Source organism: Vibrio sp. MEBiC08052 (assembly GCF_001506075.1).
GTDB lineage: Bacteria > Pseudomonadota > Gammaproteobacteria > Enterobacterales > Vibrionaceae > Vibrio.
The window spans coordinates 1540032-1562223 of the sequence record NZ_KQ947475.1 but is presented as its reverse complement, the minus strand read 5'-3'; the positions used below and the strand labels follow the sequence as shown (position 1 = coordinate 1562223).

At 44.5% G+C, this 22192-nt stretch carries 24 protein-coding genes; 11 read left to right on the top strand and 13 right to left on the bottom strand.

Going from position 1 to position 22192, the window contains the following annotated elements:
* Nucleotides 1–24 precede the first annotated feature (24 nt).
* Entirely contained in the window at nucleotides 25–336 is a 312-nt protein-coding gene (locus tag VRK_RS06905) for a hypothetical protein (RefSeq protein ID WP_059120686.1), read from the bottom strand.
* Nucleotides 337–1207: 871 nt separating this feature from the next.
* On the opposite strand from VRK_RS06905, the gene VRK_RS20880 reads away from it, so the two are divergent.
* Entirely contained in the window at nucleotides 1208–1438 is a 231-nt protein-coding gene (locus tag VRK_RS20880; RefSeq protein WP_157371866.1) for a hypothetical protein, read from the top strand.
* A gap of 18 nt (nucleotides 1439–1456) precedes the next feature.
* Entirely contained in the window at nucleotides 1457–1807 is a 351-nt protein-coding gene (locus VRK_RS06900; RefSeq protein ID WP_059120685.1) for a hypothetical protein, read from the top strand.
* Between the two features lie 110 nt (nucleotides 1808–1917).
* On the opposite strand, the gene VRK_RS06895 is transcribed toward VRK_RS06900, so the two are convergent.
* From VRK_RS06895 to rsuA, 5 genes are all read right to left on the bottom strand, one after another.
* Entirely contained in the window at nucleotides 1918–2517 is a 600-nt protein-coding gene (locus tag VRK_RS06895; protein ID WP_059120684.1) for an isochorismatase family protein, read from the bottom strand.
* A 117-nt stretch (nucleotides 2518–2634) separates the two neighbouring features.
* Nucleotides 2635–3501 (bottom strand): LysR family transcriptional regulator, encoded by an 867-nt coding sequence (locus tag VRK_RS06890; RefSeq protein WP_059120683.1) that lies wholly within the window; start codon nucleotides 3499–3501, stop codon nucleotides 2635–2637.
* Between the two features lie 77 nt (nucleotides 3502–3578).
* Entirely contained in the window at nucleotides 3579–4244 is a 666-nt protein-coding gene (locus VRK_RS06885; RefSeq protein WP_059120682.1) for a DUF2913 family protein, read from the bottom strand.
* Complete coding sequence (locus tag VRK_RS06880) at nucleotides 4241–5458, bottom strand: Bcr/CflA family multidrug efflux MFS transporter (protein WP_059120681.1); 1218 nt, start codon at nucleotides 5456–5458, stop codon at nucleotides 4241–4243. The genes VRK_RS06885 and VRK_RS06880 overlap by 4 nt, the downstream gene beginning before the upstream one ends.
* 68 nt (nucleotides 5459–5526) lie before the next feature.
* On the bottom strand, nucleotides 5527–6240 hold the full coding sequence (rsuA, locus tag VRK_RS06875; RefSeq protein WP_059120680.1) for a 16S rRNA pseudouridine(516) synthase RsuA: 714 nt from the start codon (nucleotides 6238–6240) through the stop codon (nucleotides 5527–5529).
* Between the two features lie 89 nt (nucleotides 6241–6329).
* On the opposite strand from rsuA, the gene VRK_RS06870 reads away from it, so the two are divergent.
* From VRK_RS06870 to VRK_RS06860, 4 genes are all read left to right on the top strand, one after another.
* Nucleotides 6330–8075: a DEAD/DEAH box helicase gene (locus VRK_RS06870; RefSeq protein ID WP_059120679.1), complete on the top strand. Its 1746-nt coding sequence runs from the start codon at nucleotides 6330–6332 to the stop codon at nucleotides 8073–8075.
* A 142-nt stretch (nucleotides 8076–8217) separates the two neighbouring features.
* Entirely contained in the window at nucleotides 8218–8496 is a 279-nt protein-coding gene (gene rplY / locus VRK_RS06865) for a 50S ribosomal protein L25 (RefSeq protein WP_059120678.1), read from the top strand.
* A gap of 467 nt (nucleotides 8497–8963) precedes the next feature.
* Complete coding sequence (locus tag VRK_RS20875; protein WP_157371865.1) at nucleotides 8964–9110, top strand: hypothetical protein; 147 nt, start codon at nucleotides 8964–8966, stop codon at nucleotides 9108–9110.
* Nucleotides 9111–9358: 248 nt separating this feature from the next.
* The gene (locus VRK_RS06860; protein ID WP_059120677.1) at nucleotides 9359–9580 is read left to right on the top strand and encodes a hypothetical protein; all 222 of its coding nucleotides are present in this window, start codon (nucleotides 9359–9361) and stop codon (nucleotides 9578–9580) included.
* Nucleotides 9581–9626: 46 nt separating this feature from the next.
* Here VRK_RS06860 and VRK_RS06855 read toward each other — a convergent pair whose 3' ends face one another.
* Nucleotides 9627–9878 carry a DUF1289 domain-containing protein gene (locus VRK_RS06855; protein WP_059120676.1) on the bottom strand — a complete coding sequence of 84 codons (252 nt, stop codon included), beginning with the start codon at nucleotides 9876–9878 and terminating at the stop codon, nucleotides 9627–9629.
* A 290-nt stretch (nucleotides 9879–10168) separates the two neighbouring features.
* Between VRK_RS06855 and VRK_RS06850 the strand changes: the two genes are divergently transcribed.
* Nucleotides 10169–10615 carry an META domain-containing protein gene (locus VRK_RS06850; protein ID WP_059120675.1) on the top strand — a complete coding sequence of 149 codons (447 nt, stop codon included), beginning with the start codon at nucleotides 10169–10171 and terminating at the stop codon, nucleotides 10613–10615.
* Between the two features lie 40 nt (nucleotides 10616–10655).
* On the opposite strand, the gene VRK_RS06845 is transcribed toward VRK_RS06850, so the two are convergent.
* From VRK_RS06845 to VRK_RS06835, 3 genes are all read right to left on the bottom strand, one after another.
* A complete protein-coding gene (locus tag VRK_RS06845) occupies nucleotides 10656–11588 on the bottom strand; it encodes a class I SAM-dependent methyltransferase (RefSeq protein WP_059120674.1) in 933 nt (310 codons plus the stop codon).
* 7 nt (nucleotides 11589–11595) lie between these two features.
* Nucleotides 11596–12297, bottom strand: a complete 702-nt coding sequence (locus tag VRK_RS06840; protein ID WP_059120673.1) for a TIGR01621 family pseudouridine synthase — start codon at nucleotides 12295–12297, stop codon at nucleotides 11596–11598.
* A gap of 116 nt (nucleotides 12298–12413) precedes the next feature.
* On the bottom strand, nucleotides 12414–13757 hold the full coding sequence (locus tag VRK_RS06835; protein ID WP_059120672.1) for a sodium-dependent transporter: 1344 nt from the start codon (nucleotides 13755–13757) through the stop codon (nucleotides 12414–12416).
* Between the two features lie 695 nt (nucleotides 13758–14452).
* Between VRK_RS06835 and VRK_RS06830 the strand changes: the two genes are divergently transcribed.
* From VRK_RS06830 to VRK_RS06820, 3 genes are all read left to right on the top strand, one after another.
* Nucleotides 14453–16621, top strand: coding sequence for a methyl-accepting chemotaxis protein (locus tag VRK_RS06830; protein ID WP_059120671.1), 2169 nt, complete (start codon nucleotides 14453–14455; stop codon nucleotides 16619–16621).
* A 147-nt stretch (nucleotides 16622–16768) separates the two neighbouring features.
* On the top strand, nucleotides 16769–18223 hold the full coding sequence (gene cls, locus VRK_RS06825) for a cardiolipin synthase (protein WP_059120670.1): 1455 nt from the start codon (nucleotides 16769–16771) through the stop codon (nucleotides 18221–18223).
* A gap of 83 nt (nucleotides 18224–18306) precedes the next feature.
* Nucleotides 18307–19506, top strand: a complete 1200-nt coding sequence (locus tag VRK_RS06820) for a cystathionine beta-lyase (protein WP_059120669.1) — start codon at nucleotides 18307–18309, stop codon at nucleotides 19504–19506.
* A 115-nt stretch (nucleotides 19507–19621) separates the two neighbouring features.
* On the opposite strand, the gene pspC is transcribed toward VRK_RS06820, so the two are convergent.
* From pspC to pspA, 3 genes are read right to left on the bottom strand one after another with little or no spacing between them, the layout of a single operon-like run.
* The gene (pspC, locus tag VRK_RS06815; protein WP_443083471.1) at nucleotides 19622–20041 is read right to left on the bottom strand and encodes an envelope stress response membrane protein PspC; all 420 of its coding nucleotides are present in this window, start codon (nucleotides 20039–20041) and stop codon (nucleotides 19622–19624) included.
* A complete protein-coding gene (gene pspB, locus VRK_RS06810) occupies nucleotides 20001–20240 on the bottom strand; it encodes an envelope stress response membrane protein PspB (protein ID WP_059120668.1) in 240 nt (79 codons plus the stop codon). The genes pspC and pspB overlap by 41 nt, the downstream gene beginning before the upstream one ends.
* A gap of 2 nt (nucleotides 20241–20242) precedes the next feature.
* On the bottom strand, nucleotides 20243–20923 hold the full coding sequence (gene pspA / locus VRK_RS06805; protein WP_059120667.1) for a phage shock protein PspA: 681 nt from the start codon (nucleotides 20921–20923) through the stop codon (nucleotides 20243–20245).
* 191 nt (nucleotides 20924–21114) lie between these two features.
* Between pspA and pspF the strand changes: the two genes are divergently transcribed.
* Entirely contained in the window at nucleotides 21115–22155 is a 1041-nt protein-coding gene (pspF, locus tag VRK_RS06800) for a phage shock protein operon transcriptional activator (protein WP_059120666.1), read from the top strand.
* The last annotated feature ends 37 nt before the right edge of the window (nucleotides 22156–22192 follow it).

Sequence of the window (22192 nt, the reverse complement as noted above, 5' to 3'; positions counted from 1 at the left end):
GAGTACAGCGGCTTGTTATAACATTTATTTATTTTCTTCAGCATATCCTTGAGCCCATTCGTGAGGAGGGATAGAAAAATAAGCCTGCCACCTTGCACCACCTCTGCCCAAAATTGCTGAACAAAATTCTTCTGCTGCTTCTTCAAAGGTTTCATTGCCAGGCTCAATTTTTATTCCGAGATCCGCCATGCACTCAAGCGTACGAAGAAAGTGATGACCCTCTTGGCGACTAACCTTTATAGAGTATTTCCTAGTCTTCAGCGTTACCTTGAATCCACCGAATATACTCGAGGTAAGTAGCCAATCATCATTTTCAAATAACTTTCTTCCAAACATCAGTACATTCCTTGCTTGCTGTTATAACAGTCTTTTTAAGTAGACATTGTCTATATAATATTTTAAGAAAACACAGACACCATCACATCAACACACTGATTTGATATGGTTAATTTTCTTAAACACTCTGCAACTATAGAACATATCTATCTAATCACCACTAATCTACTAAGCTCATAATCTGCTATTGGGTTAAGGCGGTCAAGAAATGACAAAAGAAACGTGTCTATTATGTGCTAACTAGCCGGTTTTGTTGTGGAGACAGATGTCTTAGTGTACAGGAATGGTGAAAGCGATCGATCGGAGAGTTCTGAAATCACAGAGTGTGGGTACTGTACCGAAAAAAGGTACACTAGAGGTACAGTCACTAGTTTTGACACTTTCACTAAAATTACGATAAACTACTGTTTAGTAAACACTTTAAGGTATTTTTAGTTACGCTTAATTTACCTCGGTTTTCCTAGACTTCCTGCGTTAGTGGCTAACTCATAATCAATTGGTCCCCAAGAGTGACCTAATAGAAGAAGGCCTGAGAGCATTCAGGTCTTTTATTTTTCTGACCTCTGCGTAGCAGATTTTTGTATAGCAAGCTGTTGACCAGCCTATACATGAACAAACTGAGCAAGATTTAAAGGCGGTAGCTCTCCTCGGAATGAGGATGTTGCACGGCTCAAAAGTCCGTCGCAAAAGAAAAAATGACATACCAGAATGACAAAGCCCCCGTATTGGGGGTTTTTGCTATCAATATAGACATTTTTCTAGGGGAAGGTCTCATTGTATAGCGATTGCAAAAATAAGGAAAAACGATGATTAGATTCTATTGATTAGTGCGTGGTAGCATAAGTCATTGCTGGCTGAATAGACTTATCAAATGAAATATGATTTTTGTACTATCCGTGATTACCGTCCTTCAACAAGAACTATTAATGCTATAAAAGAAATGAATAGCACGATTAATATGTCTAAATATTTAGCTAGTGTTGTTTCTGTAACACCAGTATTTACAATGCCATTTAAGATATTGTTACTAATTGCTTTTTCTGGTGCCGCCTGCGCTAATATTATTCAAACCAAAGAAAGTCTTGAATCTCAATTACAGTAGCAGTATGAAAGCTTGAATATGAGAATAGAAGTTTGCAATACATATAAATCACGCAAGATCCAAATTACAGATAAGTGGCTTCTTAGCCAAACAAAGCAAGTTCAGCGGATCGTTATTGGTGAATTATATAAGAACGCAATGAATTTGTGTTACCGAAAAGAAGAGCGTCAATATGTAGAGACTTTAGTTAAATTAGCAGCAATCGGTGATAAAAAGGAACTGAACCGATATCTCAACTTGAAGGGTAAAGATACCATCGATAAAAGAGACCTAGAAATATTAAATCAGCAACATGTGAATATCTCTGAACTAGATCGTCTCTCTAAGCTTGTAAAATATCAAATCCCATTTTATCCAATTATAGATTAACGTCTCTACAACAAAACCCGCCAGTGATAGCGTTTTTTACAGAGCCAATAACAAAAACCTGCCCGATTAAAAGTGCAGGTCTTTTGAATTCAGACTCATTCTGAACCGATTTAGATCAAATTGGTCAGAGACTGAATTGAAGCATAACGGTCGCGCAACGCGGCCATTGCTACCGAGTGAACCAGATGCTCATTGATTGGATTACCATGCTGATCTGGCAGGGGGCGTGAGGCGCAGGCGTCTTCACAAACAATTACATCGTAACCTAATTCTACGGCTTTAATGGTTGTCGCCGTGACACACATATGACTCATAAAACCGGCGATGATCAATTGTTGACGGCCAGTTTGTGCCAATAATGCCTCAAGTTCTGTCTTAAAGAATGAATTCGGCAGGGTTTTATGGATGACGGTTTCATTGTCTGTTGGTTGGACAGCATCAATCGCATCAGACAAACGAGACTCACAGTTAAATACCGGGGAAGCAGCACTCGCTTTATGTAAGATATGGAAAACCGGTGCAGACTGAGTCCGGGCTGTCTCAAGCAATGTCTGGGCCTTTCCCAAAGCCGTCACACCAGCTTCACCTAAAGACAAAATCCCATCAACATACTCATTTTGATAATCGACGAAAAGAACAATAGCATTGCTCCAATCAATTTGATGCTCCGGAAGTCCGGCAATATTGCGCAGTGTATTGAGTTTAGCCATATTTGTTTCTCCTGTTAAAACAATGGCTATTATACCGACTCGGCAATGTGGGTTAATTGCTATTGATGCAGGTGTGATGTGCAAAAATGAATGTGGACTTCAAATAAGATTTCGATTTCAGGACTCGCCTTGTAACTCATTGTGGAAAATTTTAACCAGTTCTTCCATGACGAGTTTTTTTGCGGTTGATGACATGGTTTTTTTAGTGGTTAACAGCCAGACTTCCCGCGTAATCGCTATCTCTGGTTTGACTGTAGATAAGGAGCTCGACCGCAGCGCTATCTTCGGTAGTAAAGCAATGCCATAACCATGTTCGGCTGCTTTTCTTTGTGCGGCAACCGTATCAGTTTGGATCTTGATCGACTTCGTGCCGAATCGGTCAATCAGATACTGGCATTCTGGCAGATGGCTCAACTCAGCCGTGTAGGTGACGATATTGACAGGTTCATGATTGCGCAGTCGTTCTATCCAATCATCGGTTCCGGACAATACAAACTCGACTTCACCCAATTTTTTGCAGATTGATTCTCCTGTTTCGGGAAGCTCCATTCTTAATGCAATATCCGCTTCCTGTTTGGCAATATTCACATTTCGATTGGACGTATCAATTTCAAAGCGCAGTTCAGGAAAACGAGTGTGCAGATGTTTCAATTTTTCGATGACAAACTGTTCAGCCAAAAATGGCACCATTGAGATCTTAATATTTTGGTTAAATCGCGTATCAGGCGAAAGTGATTCAGAGAGATTATTAATATTATCTTTCAGGCTGATGGTACGCTCATATAATAGCTTCCCTTCAATGGTGGATAAGAACCCATCACCGGTGCGATTGAACAGTTTCAACTTTAAAGCATCTTCCAGCCGGTCGATACGTCTTGATACCGTCGCGTAGTTGACGTTCAGCCGATGTGCTGCGGTACTGACCTTGCCGGTTTCATAAAGTGCCAGAAAATACTTCAGATCATCCCAATTGATATTGTTCATTATCGATTCCGCAATTGAACCCATTCCTTGACGAATATACCGACATACAAAATGCCACTTCTCCCGCTCACATGAACTTAATCCACCTGAAATCCAAGGGGGATTTCGGCCAGCTGTTCTCCGCGATTGCCGGGATAGATCAAATACTCGCCGTGGTATTTTACGTTGGATTTATAATCGGTTCGTTTATGAACCATAAGGCCTGCTTGCCATGCCTGATCTACGAACTTTGAATGGTTACCTCGCACAAAGAAACTCATCGGTTGAGTCAGGAGCGCGCCATCAAAACAAGCTTCACACTGTTGCGCACACAGCGCTAACGAATTGGGACTTTGCGTAAATAACTGCACTTTACCGCAACCGACCAACGGCTCTGAAGTGGAGATCTCCCACCCTGCTTCGGTCATGGTATCCAGAAACTGCTCAATCTGTTGATCGGTAATTGGCTGCTCGGCTGACGCATTAGGAGCGAAGAAAAGACGGTAATACGCGGATATCCGCTGAAATACCCGTTCCAAACCGGCATGATTGCCCTGAGAGCGTCCGGCTTTCTGCCACCCCGTCAGGTCATTAACGACACAACGGTGAAAACGTTGCTGTTTTAAAGCATTGGTCACCCAGCGAATCAGAAAATGATTATTGGCCACCGGCGCATTCACCAGTTGACCGCGTTGATGGGCTTGCGTTAATTCCGTCAGTGCAGTATTTACTACCTGCTGAATTTCATCATGATATGTCATCATGCGCTCCTTAAGCCTTTTTCCGACACCCAGTAACTCAACCCAGATAAGACTGAACAGACCGCCATACTGAACACCATCGGCCAGACTGCATCTCCTGGCATTGCCGCAACAATGACCCCGACAACCGAGCCGACACCAAAACGAAAAGTACCAGCCAATGAAGAGACGGTACCAGCCATATGCGGATAACCACTCATGAGTAGCCCCATGGCATTACTTCCGATAGTTGAAATCATTCCGATAAATAGTACGACAAACGGTACGGTTCCCCATAATCCCCAATCAAAAAACCAACCGATCAGTAATCCGAGCCCGGCCAGAAACTGAATTGATAGCCCAAGACGGAGCATCATGATTGAGCCAACCTTTTTGACAAAGCGGCTATTGATGCTGGTCATCAACATAATTCCCAGGATATTGAGACCAAACAGATAACCGAATTTATCTGGGCTCACGTCATAAATATCAATGTAAACAAATGAGCCTGCCGTCAAGAAAGAGAACATCCCGGCAAAAGAGAATCCGCCACAAAGCATCAACCCAAGAGACCAAGATGACTGGCATAACTGCCAATAGTTTTTCAGCGTCCGCTTCAAATTCAATGGCTGACGATTTTCCTCTTTTAAGGTTTCGGGAATCTTCCATAACACCATCAAAATAACGAGCACCGCAAAACCGGTCAGTACCCAGAAAATCGAGCGCCAGCCAAATAAAACGGCCAGATGTCCGCCCAGCATCGGGGCAACTAACGGTGCCAGCGTGATAACTAGCGTAATAAAGGACATCGCCTTGGCAAAATTTTCCTGATTAAACATGTCACGCACCACCGCTTGAATCACCACCGCGGCAGCAGCCCCGGCGAATCCCTGAGCAGCACGGATATAAGTCAGCGCTTCAATATCGTTGACACTGGCGCAGACCACCGAGCACAGACCGAATAATACAATACCAAGTAACATAACCGGACGACGACCATAGCTATCCGAAAACGGACCTTGAATAAGCTGCCCCACGGTAAATCCGGCAATGTAGGCCGTTAAGGTCATCTGCACAGACCCGGCACTCACCCCTAAATCACGGGCAATCACAGGCATCGCTGGAAGATACATATCAATCGCTAGTGGGGTAATCGCACCAATCGCACCTAATATAATAAAAAGTAATAAGTCCATCCGAGGAGAACTGTCATGTTGTAATACGTGTCCGGTACTCATAAATCTCCTATTTAAGTTATCACCATCGTTCAGATGAACACATCATATTCATCAGCATGTATTAGAGGCTAATCATCTGCTGACTGAGTTTCCCAGACAGACTGTACTTCTGCCTCGGTCAGATAACGAGACTCGCCCGGTTTCAGTGTATCATCGAGACTGATTTGTCCAATTTGCTCTCGGTGTAACCCAACGACTTTGTTGCCAATTGCAGCAAACATGCGTTTCACCTGATGATATTTGCCTTCATAAATTTTCAGGCGTGCTTCCTTCTCACCGAGAATTTCAAGTTGTGCCGGTAAAGTCAGTTCCCGCTCATTGCGTAATTGAATGCCCTGTTGAAATTGGGCAATAGCATCTTCCGATATCGGATCGGCCAGCCACACACGATAGACCTTGCCACATTGATGCTTAGGAGAGGTAACGCGATGAGACCACTGGCCATCATCGGTAATCAATACAAGTCCGGTGGTATCAACATCCAACCGGCCCGCAAAATGCAAATGTTTCAGATGGGGTTCATCAAGCAACATAAAAGCAGTTTCATTAAAACCATCTTCGTGAGAACACACATAACCTTCAGGTTTATACAGCATGATATACTTCGGCCCATGCAACCGTACCGGTTGCTCCTGCCAAGTGACCTCATCTGCTGCTGTCAGTTTCAGCGCGCCACTTTTTTGAACCTGTTCATTGACACAGACTTCACCCTGTTTGATGACTCTCGTCGCTTCTTTACGTGTGATGCCTAAAGCATCACATAAAAATTTATCCAGACGCATGCGTACCTCATGATATTGAAGTGCGCTATTATAGCCACCTATCAGCCATTAGTTGAACAGTTTCACATTTTTCTTAAATAATTGAATCTATGTATACACTTCGTCCTTATCAAAGTGATGCTGTGAAAGCGGTCATCCATTATTTTCGTCATCACCACACGCCGGCAGTCATTGTCTTACCGACCGGTGCGGGAAAAAGCCTCGTCATTGCAGAACTGGCCAGACTGGCAAAAGGACGGGTTCTTGTGCTGGCTCATGTCAAAGAGCTGGTCGAGCAAAATCATGAAAAATATGAAGGGTACGGCCTGAACGGTGCCATTTTTTCTGCCGGGCTTGGCAGAAAAGAGACCGATCAACAAGTCGTGTTTGCCTCGGTACAATCCGTTTCTCGTCACTTATCGGCATTTAGTCATCAGTTTTCGTTACTCGTCATCGATGAATGCCATCGTGTACCGGATAATCAAGACAGCAGTTATCAGAAAGTCATCACACATCTGCAAGCCAATAATCCCGGCATTAAAATTCTTGGCTTAACCGCGACTCCATATCGACTCGGCATGGGCTGGATCTACCAATACCATACCCGCGGTCAGGTGCGCAGTGAAGATCCCCGGTTCTTCCGGGATTGTATTTTCGAACTACCGATTCATTATCTGTTAGATGAAAGTTTTTTAACACCTGCAAAGTTAATTGATGCCCCGGTGCTCAGTTATGACTTTTCTCAGGTCAAACCGATGGCAACCGGCGTTTATAAAACCTCGGAGCTGGACAAGGTAATTTCCCAGGCCAAACGTGCTACCCCACAGATCATTGCGCAGGTCATTCAGCAAGCTGAACACCGACAGGGCGTAATGATCTTTGCTGCAACCGTTCATCATGCCCGAGAAATCTATGCACTGCTGCCCGAATCAGAGACAGCGATTATCACCGGGGAAACACCGTCCCAAGAGCGAGATCAGCTCATCCGGCAATTTAAACAGCGCCAGTTGAAATATATGGTCAACGTATCCGTCCTAACTACGGGATTTGATGCACCGCATGTGGATCTGATCGCCATTCTGCGTCCGACCGAATCGGTCAGTCTGTATCAGCAAATTATCGGCCGGGGGTTGCGCCTTTCCCCCGGTAAGCAGGATTGCCTGATCCTCGACTATGCCGGAAACCAATACGATCTCGAACAACCTGAGGTCGGAGAGCCCAAACCCGACAGTCAAAGTGAGATTGTTACCGTTCCCTGCCCTGCATGTGGTTTTAACAATAACTTTTGGGGTAAGTTGGATGGCGGCGGATTTCTGATCGAACATTACGGGCGACGTTGTCAGGGTTACTTTACGGATGAAGACACGCAAGAGCGTCATCATTGTGGTTATCGTTTCCGGGCGAAATATTGTCATGAATGCGGAGCCGACAATGATATTGCAGCCCGCATCTGCCATGAGTGCCAGACCATACTGGTCGATCCGGATAAGAAACTGAAAGAAGCACTCAACCTGAAAGATGCATTAGTCTTCGAATGCCTGAACATGGAGCTCAGCCTACATAAAGACAATCAAGGTAAGAACCAGCTTAAAATCACTTACCACGGCGAAAATCAGGCTCAGGTTCATGAATTTTGGCCTTTAACCACTCAAAAGCAGAAGCGGCTGTTTCAGCAACGCTTCGTCAGACCGCATCTGGCTGATAAACACCGGCCATTCTACGAATCATCACCGAGTCGCGTGGTTGCCCATCAACATCGTTTCCGGTTGCCACAATTTGTGATTGCCCGAAAATCGGGCCGTTTCTGGAAGCTGAGAGACAAGATTTTTGCCGATGAACTGAGCCAAAAACCTTAGGCCACAAGATACTTATTGCCCATAAAAGCAGAGAATGGTAGTATCCGCGCTCGTTTCATTATCTGTGTGAAACGAACTACGTCTGGCAAGGTCGCATTGCCAGACTTAACCAAACCATTTACTAATTTTGAGAGTAAATAATATGAAATTTGAAGCAGTCGTACGTACTGAACTAGGTAAAGGTGCGAGCCGCCGCCTACGTCATACTGGTCAATTCCCAGCTATCGTTTACGGTGGTGATGCAGCTCCTGTATCTATCGCACTGAACCATGATGATATCATCAACCAAATGGACAAGCCTGAATTCTACGAAGCAATCACTCTTGTGATTGACGGCGCAGAAGTAAAGGTTAAACCACAAGATGTTCAACGTCACGTGTTCAAGCCAAAAGTAACGCACATGGACTTCATCCGTATCTGATTCTCTTAAGAATTAGCCGGAGTAATCCAGCACCTTTTGCATAACAGATAGTCGGCCTTACCAACCGTAATATCTACAATTCAGAAACCCCGATGGCTACCAAACATCGGGGTTTTGCTATTTTATTCATCCCCACCCGCCCCATATAATAATAGGTAAGCAACCTGTTATGAAACGTTAAAAAAATGTACATAAATTTGTAACTCACTTCCCACTCCGAACACTTTTTGTTCGAAATAACTCGGAGATTCACCACGCTTCTCTTATACTCGCAGCTAACAATCAAACATAACATCGCAATCACAGGCAAAACAGACACAAAAATAATAATCACTAAGCGATGAATCGCTAAGACAGAGAATAGTTCCGATTCATTCCGCTTCAGGTCTCTAACAACGGTAAGTTCGGCTAACGTATGAGCAATGCTCTCGTTAGCCTTTTTGTTTTTATATTGAGGGGATTTGAAGATGAATACTGAAACACAAGCGCAAAAACAAATTATCGCTGGTCTGAAAACGATTGGAGAAAATTTCCTGAAAACGACCAAACACCTGCGTAATGTTGAGAAAAACTGTCGTGATGCTGCCACAAAGTTTCAGCAAACAACACGTTGATTTGACCTGACACAACAAACACAATCGTCGCGAAAACAATCGTCGCGAAATAACTGCCCGGAGAGATAGTCCTGTGACTATCTCTTTTTTCAAGTCTTTTACAAGACATGGCTTTATGTATGGGTATTTATTCGTCTTATAGTATTTTTTGCCCAAGATCAAAAATGATAGAGAACTCACATAGTACGAGTTGACGCAGCCAGACAAAGTGGCTATTTTTTGTACAACACTCACACACAGGAGGTCACATGAAACGTTCAAGTTCAACCTATCGACTAAAAATGATTAAGGAGGTCGCCCAAAAACAACAACACAGCCAATCTGATGATCCGATGGCAAACTACATCCATCATCTACTCCATGAACAACCCCGACATGAAAAAAAAGCAGATGGTCGTCACTTTACTGGCAATCATTTTGATGAACAGGTTGGCGGTTGGGTTAGTGATCGCTGGCACATCAGCAAGTAATCAAGGGCTGGTGAGACAACACACCGCATCTGTCTAAAAATATCATTTAAAATAGATCTCGCTGCGGGCTTTCCGAGTTGTGTTTATCTATACCACCAGTGGCTTGTTTTTTAGCCATTTTACGACGATAACGCATTCTGCATAATTGAATGACATGGATCTTCTCGGCCGAATTCATCTTCAACCAACGAAGACGTTCGTCTCGGTTTCTCATACAGCCCCGACAGTAACCTTTTTCATCCACTTCACACACACGGATACAAGGGCTGGGAATATCAAAAAATTCGAGTTGTTCCATGTCTTATGATCCACAGTCTGGTGCGATATTTATTGTTTCATTCAATATAGCATTCGTCCGGAAGGTATTTTCGTTCCGTTATTGCTCTCCGGTGATTGAAATATCAAAATCCTTCTTTACAATCCTGTTGGGAGTTGGTTTACTTCGCCAAATTCTATTTGCATATGATGAGTCGTACTGACCCTAAAGCAAAGGTTACCGGATATATTCTCTGTCTATCCAGATTGACTGTGAATCTATATGCAAAAAGAATAACAACGTCACAATTTTAACAATCAAAGGTTGGTTATATGAAGCTTAGTTCAAAGGCTATCGTCACAACAGTAACATTCACAGCTTTCTTGGCTGGCTTGGCAGGATGCGCGAGTAAAGATAAGCCAATTCAGTTATCTGAACTGCAAACCCCTCAGTGGCATTTGGTTGAATTGGATGGCAAAGCTTTGGAACGCCCGAAAGGGAAAAAAGCACCATCACTGCATGTTGATGAAAAAATGACGGCAACCGGACTGGCAGGTTGTAATGATTATGTGGGAGAAGTCGAAATCGATGTGGATTCACATGAGTTCAGAATCACCCATTTGAACTCAACGATGAAATTATGCCTGAAAAACGAAATGGCACTCAATAACACCATTATCTCAACGCTCTCCGAATGGAATCGCATCGACATTGATAAAGACAAACTAACCTTGAAAGGTGAAAAACATACCCTTGTTTTTCAAGCTCAAAACAAGTAATTGAGCGTTCCCGGTGGCAATCCCACCGGGCGTATTCTGCTTAGTGGAATACCAGCGCCTTCAACCCTGACTCAGGATCGACATCAGCAAATTCAGGCGGATTCTCTAAACGATGGCTTAGGGTCAGCGTCGGTGCTTCTTCACACATACTCTGAATCAGGAAATCACTTGGAACCATCGGTGCATTAACACAAGCGAGCACCAGCCCTTCTTCCGCCAGCCAATCATTCAAACGCCTTAAAATTTTCCGATAATCTTTTGTCAGGGCGAAACTACCTTTTTGGAAGGTCGGTGGATCAATGACGATTAAATCATACGGGCCATATTTTTTAATTTTTCCCCATGATTTCAATAAGTCATGGGCCAGAAAATAGACGGAACTGACGTCATGTTGATTGAGCAGATGATTATCTCGTCCTTTCGCCAGTGAAGATTTTGCCATATCAAGATTCACAACCTGAGTGGCACCCCCAGCCACTGCAGCCACAGAAAAGCCACAGGTATAAGCGAAGAGATTCAAAACTCTCTTACCTGCAGCCTGTTCTCTCACCCAGCGCCGCCCGTAACGCATATCGAGGAACAGACCACAGTTCTGATTGCGTCCGATATCCAGTTGATATTTTAAGCCATCTTCGACTGCAACCGGATGCGATGTCAGCGTTCCCCACAGCACTTCAACAGGCGCACCTTGGGCATAGCGATGCTGGAGCACAATACTTTTTCCACCGCATTGCTGCCAACATTCTTGTTGTGTCAGATCGTGTAACCCTTGGCGTAACAAACGGATAAAATGTTCATCAGGCGTTTTAAAAAGGCTCACCACCAGTTGCTGTGCCAACCAGTCTGCCGTCAGTTGCTCCAGCCCCGGCCAGCATCGCCCCCGGCCATGAAATAAACGTCTGATTTCAAGTAATTCAGGTTCAAGTTGTTGCTCAAGGTGTTGAAAAAAAGCTGTTAATTGATTGCTATCCATCATAGATTCAAGACTTTTGTTTAATTTTAGGCCAGTCGAGTAACCACGGTTCAGACCACGTCTCTATACCGCTGACAATTGCAGGTTCCCGCCACTTTTCACCCATGGCATCATCATGTCTCGGATCACAGATAAACCGATGCCACTCTCCGGCATACGGAAATGCCAGAGCATAAGCATGTAAATATCCACGATCAGCATTATGGCTGTTGTGATAAATGGGATCCCCGACAATCGCAGAACCAATCGACTTCAATGCGACTCGGATTTGGTGGGTTTTCCCCGTCAGGGGGCGACAAATAAACAGGCGCTCCCCATGTTCACCAGCGGTCGAAAAAAACTGAGTAATTGCCGGATTGGTCTGCGCAGTCGTCAGCATCCATCCGGAACGACGAGAACGAACCATGTCACCACCGATAACTCCCTGCTTCTTTTTCGGCTTTTTACTCCCAATCGCCAGATAATATTTCTCAACCATCCGCTCGGCAAAACAGGTCGATAATTCTCGGGCAGCGTCAGCAGAGCGAGCCAATAACAACAGCCCGGATGTCATCTTGTCCAGTCGGTGTACCAGATAAAGCGGTTCACCGCCCAATTGACGACTGACTTCATGTACGAGCATGGTGTCCCCATCGTCTTTATGCACTGAAACCCCGGGATATTTGTGGATTAACACAAAGCCTGAATGAACAAATAATATACGAAACACGGTACCCTCCACGTCAGGCGATGGAGTATAGAGGGAAAGCCCGAAAAACAAAACCGTCACTCATAAAAACACCTTCCCGAAGGAAGGTGTTTTAGCAGAAAATCAGAACCGAGTGGTTAGATCAATGGGTAAGCAAATACCATAATGATCGCAACCGGACAAATAAAGCGGACATACCACGGCCAGATCTTCCAGAAAAACCCTTGTTCAATCTCCGGATAGCCTTGCTTAATTTCATTGAGCAGTTTGTTACGGTTCCAAATCCATCCAACCAGAATCGCCCAGGCCACACCAAGCAACGGCTGCATATAAACAGTCGTCACATCAGCAACCAAACCAAAAAGCTGGCCAAAATTGAGGCAGATCACAATGCTAATCAACAGGATCAAACCACCAATCAGCCACGTCGCTTTAGCGCGGTTCCATCCAAGCTCATCCTGAGCACAAGACACCGGAACCTCAAGCATCGAAATCGAAGATGTCAGTGCCGCAATGACCATCAACACAAAAAAACCGAATCCGAGTAACACCCCGATATTCCCCATGGTCTCAAACATGGCTGGCAACACTTTAAAGACTAAATCACCGGAGCTTTTCAGCGCCCCGCTTTCCGTGAAAATATCAACGCCGTTGTGTTTCGCGACATACATCGCCGGTAAAATCAGCAATCCGGCAAAGAAAGCGACCCCCGTATCAATCGAAGCAACTTGCGCTGCAATCTTGGGAAGATTGACATCTTTTTTCAGGTACGAACCGTAAACCATCATCGAGCCACAGCCCAACGACAGAGAGAAAAATGCTTGCCCCATCGCATCAACAAACAATCCACCGTGAAGCTGAGACAGGTCTGGTACTAAATACATCTTCAACCCTTCCATCGCCCCATCTTGAGTGAAGATATATAGAATCATCACACCAAATAACACAAACAACAGTGGCATCAGTCGTGTTGACCAGCGCTCAATCCCATTCGCGACACCTCGCAGCACCACCAAAATCGTTAAAAGAGAGAAAATAACTGTAAAGATTAGATTACGTGAAACGCTGAAATCCACGAACCAGCTTGAGAGTTGATGAAAACCAGCCAAATCAATTGTCGGAGCAATCGCATAGCTGACCAGCCAACCCGCAAGAATTGAATAGAAGCTCAGGATAAATGATGCGGTCACAATCGCAATCAGTCCAAACCCACCGGCAAGTGCACGATTTTTGGTCCAGATCGATTTTAAGGAGGAAATAGGATTTGCCTGCCCATGTCGTCCGATAGTCAATTCAGCCACGAGCATTGGGAATGCCAGCAAAAAGACCATCACCAGATAGATCACCAAAAAAGCAGCGCCCCCGTTACTTGCTGCTTTGGTGGGAAATCCCCAGACATTGCCCAGACCGACCGCAGAGCCGGCAGCAGCCATAATAAAGCCAAGTTTCGAAGAAAAATGACCTCTTGTATTACTTGCCATATTTTTTATACCAATTTTTATGCCAATATTGTGTTTACACTGAATGGAATCAGATGGGTGTAAAAAAAAATATACACTTAATAAAAATTCTACTGATTCTCAAAGCGTGGCAAGTAAAACAGTTTGTCCTTAAAATTGGAAGGCCAAACGGTTTTATTTATTGATAGTGTCCTATTTTATCGAGTTATATGCCGTTTTTTTAACCAAACCATTGATGATTTATCTCTGATGTAACAAAAACACAACAAGATCATTCGGCAAAGAGACTCCCCTTCACAATTAAAAAATAACGAACCGCATCGTCCATTTCACCTCCTCTTTCCAAAGCCCGTTTATCATAAAAAATAGATATAAATCACACTGAATAAATATTTAAAGGTTATGTATCGTGAATACATTCATCTATGATTAGATGAAGCTTGAGGTTTTGTGCCATCAGGGCTGCTGGCTAGGTCAATAATCGATTAGTAATCACGCAAAAAGTGCAATTGGTTTAATAAAAATCAGGCTATGTTAACTATCTATGTTTATCCAATGTAATGAAGTACTCCTCTTCATCTATGTGTGATATTGAGGCTTAAAGCGTGAATTTTCATCGACCATTTCGTGCTGCAAAAGTCTGAATTATATCGGTTCACAAAGAATGTAGACGTGTAACGAGTTAAATTAGGATAATAATTCAGGGAAGCAGTTTTATGACATTTAAATCGATTCAGACCAAAATAGCGCTGACAGCAGGTATCTGTTTATTCATTACTTCTGGCATCTTAGTCGGATATGGGGTTTATTCCGCTTCAGCTACGCAACGACTGGTTGCTCAACAAGTATCGACCATCGTTAAAACAACTACGATCCAAAAACTAGAAGCCACGGCCTCCGACTATGCCCAATCGATTAGCCGACGTCTTGAAAAAGGTCTCAATGCTGCTCGGACATTAGCAGAAGCCGCTTCAGCTTCGAAAAGCTATGAAGAATCTAACCGGATCATGTTACTCAATCGACAATCATTCAATGATATGTTGTTGGGTATTCTTAAAAATAATCCTGACCTCAATGGCTCATATAGTTGCTGGGCCCCCAATGCTTTCGATAACCAAGATTCTCTTAATGCGAACAGTCTGAACGGTAATAATGAAGAAACCGGACGTTATACCCCGTACTGGACACGTGATCAGTCCGGTAAAATTGAAGTTCAGCCATTAGTCGAATACGACTCCACTGCAGCTCACCCGAATGGAGTCATCAAAGGTGCTTGGTATCAGGTTCCTGAAAAAACATTGCGCGAAACAGTAACCGCACCCCTGCCTTACGTGGTTCAAGGTAAAAATGTCTGGCTTGCAACTTTATCAGCCCCGGTGATTGTCAATGGTAAGTTCAAAGGTGTTGTTGGCACCGACTACAACCTCGATTTTGTCCAACAACTCAGCGAGCAGATTTCTGCTAAACTTTATGATGGTCATTCTCAAGTCTCGATTCTGACAGGTTCGGGACTGGTCATTGCAGACAGTCAAAAGCCAGAGTTCATTGGCAAATCAATCGATAGTTTATTCGGAGATGAGAGCGATACAGTCATGGCTGTTATCAAACAGAAACAGCCGTTAACCAATATCGATGATCAAGATAACCTCATCGAAATATATGTGCCGATTTCATTAGGTAATAGCGGAGTCACTTGGTTTATTCTGATCCGTGTCGATCAAGATCTGGTACTGGAGAATGTGAATCAACTTTCCCAAGAGCTTGAGAAGAACAATCAAAATAACATGAATTGGCAAATTGTTATTGGTTTAGGCATTACTGCCCTTGCCATTGGTGCCTTATTCCTGATGGCCAGATCGCTGACACGACCAATTTTGGCCGCAGTCAACATGGCTCAGTCCATTTCTAGTGGTCAGTTCCACAGCCGTCTGAATTATCATGCTGCCGATGAAGTCGGTCAATTATCCAATGCACTGGACAACATGGCAGACAGCTTACAAAGGCAAGTTTCAGTCGCTGAGCAAATCTCCCGTGGAGACCTCAACCTTACGGTTGAACTCGCATCTGAACAAGACCAACTCGGTCATGCTTTGGCACAAATGGTCGATGATCTGAATACGTTGGTCAGCCAAATCAGTCACCGCTCAGGTGTGATTACTCAAAATGCCGATACCATTGCCGGACTGAGTCAGGATTTAGCCAATGGTGCGACCAATTCATCTTCATCTATTACGGAAATTAGTGCCACCATTGCTCAGATTGCAGCTCAAATCAAAGAAAGCTCAGCTCATGCAGAACAAGCCAGTAACCTTTCACAACAATCGCTACAATCCGCTGAGAATGGTAATGAACTGATGGCTGAACTCAGAAATGCAATGCAAGAGATCGAGTCATCAGGAAATGATATCAACCATATCATTCAATCGATTGAAGAAATTGCTGAACAGACAAACTTACTGGCACTGAATGCGGCAATCGAAGCTGCTCGTGCCGGAGAACAAGGACGTGGGTTTGCGGTGGTCGCTGATGAAGTACGTCAACTGGCTGCCCGCAGCGCACAAGCTGTACAGCAAACTTCATCACTCATCGAAACTTCAGCGCAAAGAACGAAACGTGGGATCCAGCTCTCTGAACAAACTGCGGCGGCTTTAGACAAAATCGTACAGAGTATTAGTGAAGCCTCAACGTTAGTGAATGAGATTGCTCAGGCAGCGACGGAACAAGCAACCGGTGCGGAACAGATCAATTTAGGCATTCATCAAATTGATGAAGTGACACACCAAAACACTACAAATTCGGAACAGTGTGCCCATTCCGCTCAAGAACTCACAGACCAATCCGAACAGCTCAATGGTTTAATTCAACAGTTTAAACTCAGAAGCTAACCCATATCGGGGTAAATAAAAATATCAACACGAGGCTCCCCACTCCGATCAATTGTAACAATTGATCGGAGTGGGTGAATCTTACTTCCCTAAACGACACTTTCACTTTAATATCCCTGAAGAAATAAGACAGATATACAACGGTATATGGATAAAATTTATCACATCCTCACTTTAGTCAGCATTGGCATCTATTGGTTACTTGTCGCGCTTGTGACATTTCGGATTGTCTTTAAAAAAAGAGCGGTCAGCGTCTCTCTGGCTTGGCTGATGGTGATCTATATTCTGCCAATTCTTGGCGTTTTCTGTTATTTCCTATTCGGAGAACTCAATCTGGGCAGAAAAAGGGCTGAACTAGCCAAAGCGATGTCGCCTTCTTTCGGAGAATGGTTTACCCAACTGAATCACTGTCAGGCTCACATTACCGAGAACATGGGCGCGCACATCTATAAAATCGATGAACTCTGTAATCATCGCATGGGGATTCCGGCGCTCAGCGGAAACACACTGGCTCTACAGCGCGACCCGAAGGTTATTCTGAATTCAATTATTGCCGATATTGAACAAGCGCAGCGTTCTATCCGTATGGTTTTTTATATTTGGCATGTTGGTGGCTTGGCTGATGCTGTCGCCTCAAGTCTCATTCAGGCGGTGAAACGAGGCGTCAATGTCAAAATACTGCTCGACTCTGCGGGGAGCCATCGCTTTATCAAAAGTCACTGGTACCAGATGATGACCGATGCCGGCGTCCAGATTGTACAGGCGCTAGAAGTCCGCCCGTGGCGTATTTTTCTGCATCGTCTTGACCTCCGCCAACACCGAAAAATTATTGTGATTGATGATATGGTGGCTTATACCGGTTCAATGAATCTGGTTGATCCGGCATTTTTCAAACAGGACTCCGGTGTTGGGCAGTGGGTTGATATTATGGTGCGCCTCACCGGACCGACCGTGAATGTGCTGGCAGCGATTCATTGCTGGGACTGGGAGTTTGAAACCGGCGTCAGAGAGTTTCCACAAATTCCCCAGTGTCGCATTGATGACGGTTTACCGCGCCATCCGATTCAGGTCGTACCATCGGGGCCGGGAATGCCCGAATACTTGATTTCTCAGGCGCTAATCCTCGCGATTCACCAATCCAATCACTCCATCAGAATCACCACCCCTTATTTCGTGCCCAGTTCTGAACTGCTCTCTGCACTGAAAACCGCTGCACAACGGGGGATCCACATTGATCTCATTATTCCCCATAAGAATGATTCAACAATGGTCAAGTGGGCTTCTCGCTCTTTTTACGGTGAGTTACTGGACATTGGTATCGACATCTATGAGTTTTATGGGGGGTTGCTCCATACTAAATCCGTTGTCATCGACCAACAGTTTTGTCTGGTCGGTACCGTCAATATGGATATGCGTAGCCTATGGTTGAATTTTGAAGTCACGCTGGCTGTTGATGATATTGAATTTACTCAAAAGCTATCGCAATTACAGGATGAATATATACAGCAATCCTATCCCGTGACGGATGAGGAATGGCAAAATCGGCCCCATTACAACCGACTTTTAGAACGGCTTTTCTACCTTTTTAACCCATTATTGTGACTTTTTTTATTCTCAGGGTTGAAATACACATCTCTCCCATGTTTTAAATAAACAATCACTGAATTTGCCTCAAAGGATTTTGCATGTCAGAAGGAAGAAAAACCAAATTTATAACCACCGGGCGCAATAAAGAATGGACGCAAGGTGCGGTGAATCCGCCAGTACAACGAGCCTCTTCTATTATTTTCGATTCCGTCGCAGCCAAAAATCATGCGACGATCAACCGGGCCAATAAAACGTTGTTCTATGGTCGCCGCGGCACCAATACGCATTTTGCGTTTCAAGAAGCCATGACCGATATCGAAGGCGGTGCCGGATGTGCGCTGTATCCTTGTGGTACGGCAGCCATTGCCAATGCAATTCTCTCATTTGTCTCGACCGGTGATCACATCCTGATGGTAGATACTTGTTACGAACCGACCCGAGATTTCTGCGAAATCATTATGAAGAAAATGGGGATTGAGACCACCTATTACGATCCACTGATCGGCGCAGAAATTGAATCCCTGATTCGCCCCAATACCAAGATTTTATTTACCGAATCTCCCGGCTCAATCACGATGGAAGTTCAGGATATTCCGACGCTGTCCCGAATTGCTCACGCACATGACATCATTGTTATTCTGGATAACACTTGGGGCGCAGGGGTGAATTTTTCCCCCTTCGAACACGGGGTTGATATCTCGGTACAGGCTGCAACGAAATATATTGTCGGTCATTCTGATGTCATGCTGGGCACAGCCGTTGCCAATGAAAAGTGTTGGGATCAACTACGGGAGCAAAGCTATTTGATGGGGCAATGTGTCTCACCTGACGATGCCTATTTAGGTTTGCGCGGTATCCGGACGCTGGATGTCCGACTCAAACAACACGCTGAGAGCAGTTTAAAAATTGCCCGCTGGCTGGCTGAACGTCCGGAAGTTGATCATGTACGCCATCCGGCACTGGAAACTTGTCCGGGACATACATATTTCCAACGGGATTTTACCGGCGGAAACGGCTTATTCTCGTTTGTACTGAAAACCAGCCATCCGCGTGCAACGACCGCTTTGCTCGATAATATGCAACATTTCAGCATGGGGTATTCATGGGGTGGGTTTGAAAGTCTCATCCTTGCCAATGAACCGAAAAGTTTCGATGCATTACGAACAGTCGCTCATCCAAACTTTACCGGTACGCTCATTCGCATTCACATCGGCTTCGAAGATATCGATGATTTAATTGCTGATCTGGAAGCGGGTTTCCAACGTTATCAGGAAGTACTCGACAGTCTCCCTGCCTGATATTTTCTCTGTCGGAAAAATGTCACGTCGCTGTAGAGATAACGCTCTCCGGTGTTGAAAATATTCAACACCGGAGACTCTCTGTACGGATTGTCACCTTGCCTTTGACAACCACTTATAAATCTCGAAATGCCTTATTCACTTTGAATGCATCCGATGTCACGTAAGCCTCCATCCGACAGACTTTCACTTCAACTTTATCAAGCTCCTGCGTTAAGTTATAGAGTAGCTGATGCGCTGAAGCACCTTGCTTCCATGGCCGACTTTTCAGTTTATGCTCACGCTGCATCTGAACGGTCTGCTCATAATCTTCCGGTTGCTTTTCCAACATCAGGCTGAGCGCAATATAAGCCAGAATGACCAGAAATCCGCCCCCCAACAACGTGGCTGACAACACAATGATTCTGACCAGCCACACTTCCAGCTCAAAATAATTGGCCAGTCCGGCACACACACCTGATATCTTGCCATGACGAGGATCCCGATACAGAGATTTATGCATCTTCATAATGTGACCTCCAGTTTGGCGTCTCATCATCCAGAATTGTTTCTAACGTATGAACACGCTGTTGTAGAGAGTCGGCTTTCGCCGACAAAGCTGCCAACTGTTCATAGTCTTCCTGGCTCAAACCACCCTCTGAACGTTTTTTGCTTCGATAGTGAAGAATGAGCCACAAGGGTGCCACCACCACCATAAAGACGATCAACGGCACAGAAACGAGCATCACTAACATAGTTACTCCTTATTCTGACTCATTTTTTTCAGCGCCTGTTTCAACTTCGCCAGCTCGCTGTCAATTTCATCCTGTGCCTGAAGATCAGCAAACTCTTGCTCCAACGACTTCCCTTGCCCGGTTTGCTCGTAAATATCCGCTTCGGCTTCAAGCTCATCGACACGTCTTGAAAACTGATCAAACTTTGCCAGCGTTTCATCGGTGCGGTTGCGATGCAAATGCTTTTGAACATCACGACGCTTTCCAGCTGTCTGCGCCCGAATCATCATCGCCTTCTGCTTGGCTCTGGTTTCGGTAATTTTGCTTTCCAACTTGGTGATTTCATCCGCCAGTTTATCAATGGTTTCTTCAACCAGCGTAAACTCCGTTTTTAAGCCTTTCACCGTGTCCTGCAACTTCTGCTTTTCAATAAGTGCAGCGCGAGCCAGATCTTCTCGCCCTTTCGTCAATGCCAGAGAAGCTTTTTGTGTCCATTCTTCAATCTGACTTTCGAGTGACTCTATTTTTCTCAGCAGCTCTTTTTTATCTGCCAGCACTTTGGCTGAGTGGCTGCGAACCTCAACCAAGGTGTCTTCCATCTCCTGAATAATCAGACGAATCATTTTTTCAGGGTCTTCGGCTTTATCAAGTAATGCACTGATATTAGAATTTACGATATCTGCAAATCGGGAAAAAATGCCCATATGATGTTCCTCTTGTTTACATTGTCTGTTCATACGATATGCCTGCTTAGACTATTCAAAACCTGTGCCATGTTTAAAAACCCATAAAAATCAAATAATTGACATTTTACGTGGTCATTTCTCTCCATAACATTTGTATTTATGACCACTTTTTGGTTAATCTGACCACTACTTAGTTATTGGAATAACTCATGGAAATTAACCTGATTGGTGAATCCCCTCATTTTCTGGCCGTGCTGGAAAAAGCGTCTCATCTGGCTCAAATCAATCGGCCGGTCTTGATTTTGGGAGAACGGGGAACCGGAAAAGAACTCATTGCCCAACGTATCCATTATTTGTCCCGGCGATGGGAACATCCGATGATTTCTCTCAACTGTGCTGCGCTTGCTGAAGGTGTGATTGACTCTGAACTCTTCGGTCATGAAGCGGGGGCTTTTACCGGTTCAAAAGGACGTCACCAAGGCCGCTTTGAACGGGCAGAACATGGGAGTCTGTTTCTTGACGAGCTGGCAGCCGCCCCCCTGAATGTTCAAGAGAAACTGTTGCGGGTAATTGAATACGGGGAGTATGAGCGGGTCGGCGGTTCAAAAACGCTCAAAACCGATGTGCGCCTGATTTGTGCAACCAATGGTGACTTACTCTCCATGGCTGAACGCAACGAATTCCGCGCCGATTTATTGGATCGGTTAGCTTTTGATATTATTCACCTGCCACCACTTCGGGAAAGGCCCGAAGATATTCTCCTGCTTGCCGAACACTATGCCATACGGATGTGTCATGAAATCGAACTCCCCTACTTTCCGGGATTTAGTCAGCAAGCACGTGACAAATTACTGGGCTATCACTGGCCCGGAAACATCCGGGAATTAAAAAATGTGGTTGAGCGCGCTATCTACCGGCATCATTCAGTCGATGAACCCATTGACGATTTGGTGCTGGACCCATTTCAGCACCAGTGGCAACAACCACAGCCAGACAACAATGTTCCGAATGAAACGGATATTCATGCGACACAAAACTCCCTAGCCAGTAAAGATGCTCATCACTCTAGTGATATTGTATTTCCGCTCAATTTCAGATCGTGGGTGGACACACAAGAGCGCCACGTCATTATGCAAGCACTGACACAAGCCAAATATAATCAAAAAAATGCCGCTCAGTTGCTTGGATTAAGCTATCATCAACTAAGAGGTCTCATCCGAAAATATCAACTCACAACTAAAAATGAGTAAGTTATGAATCAATTTCAATGTGTTTTTCATTGGTTCA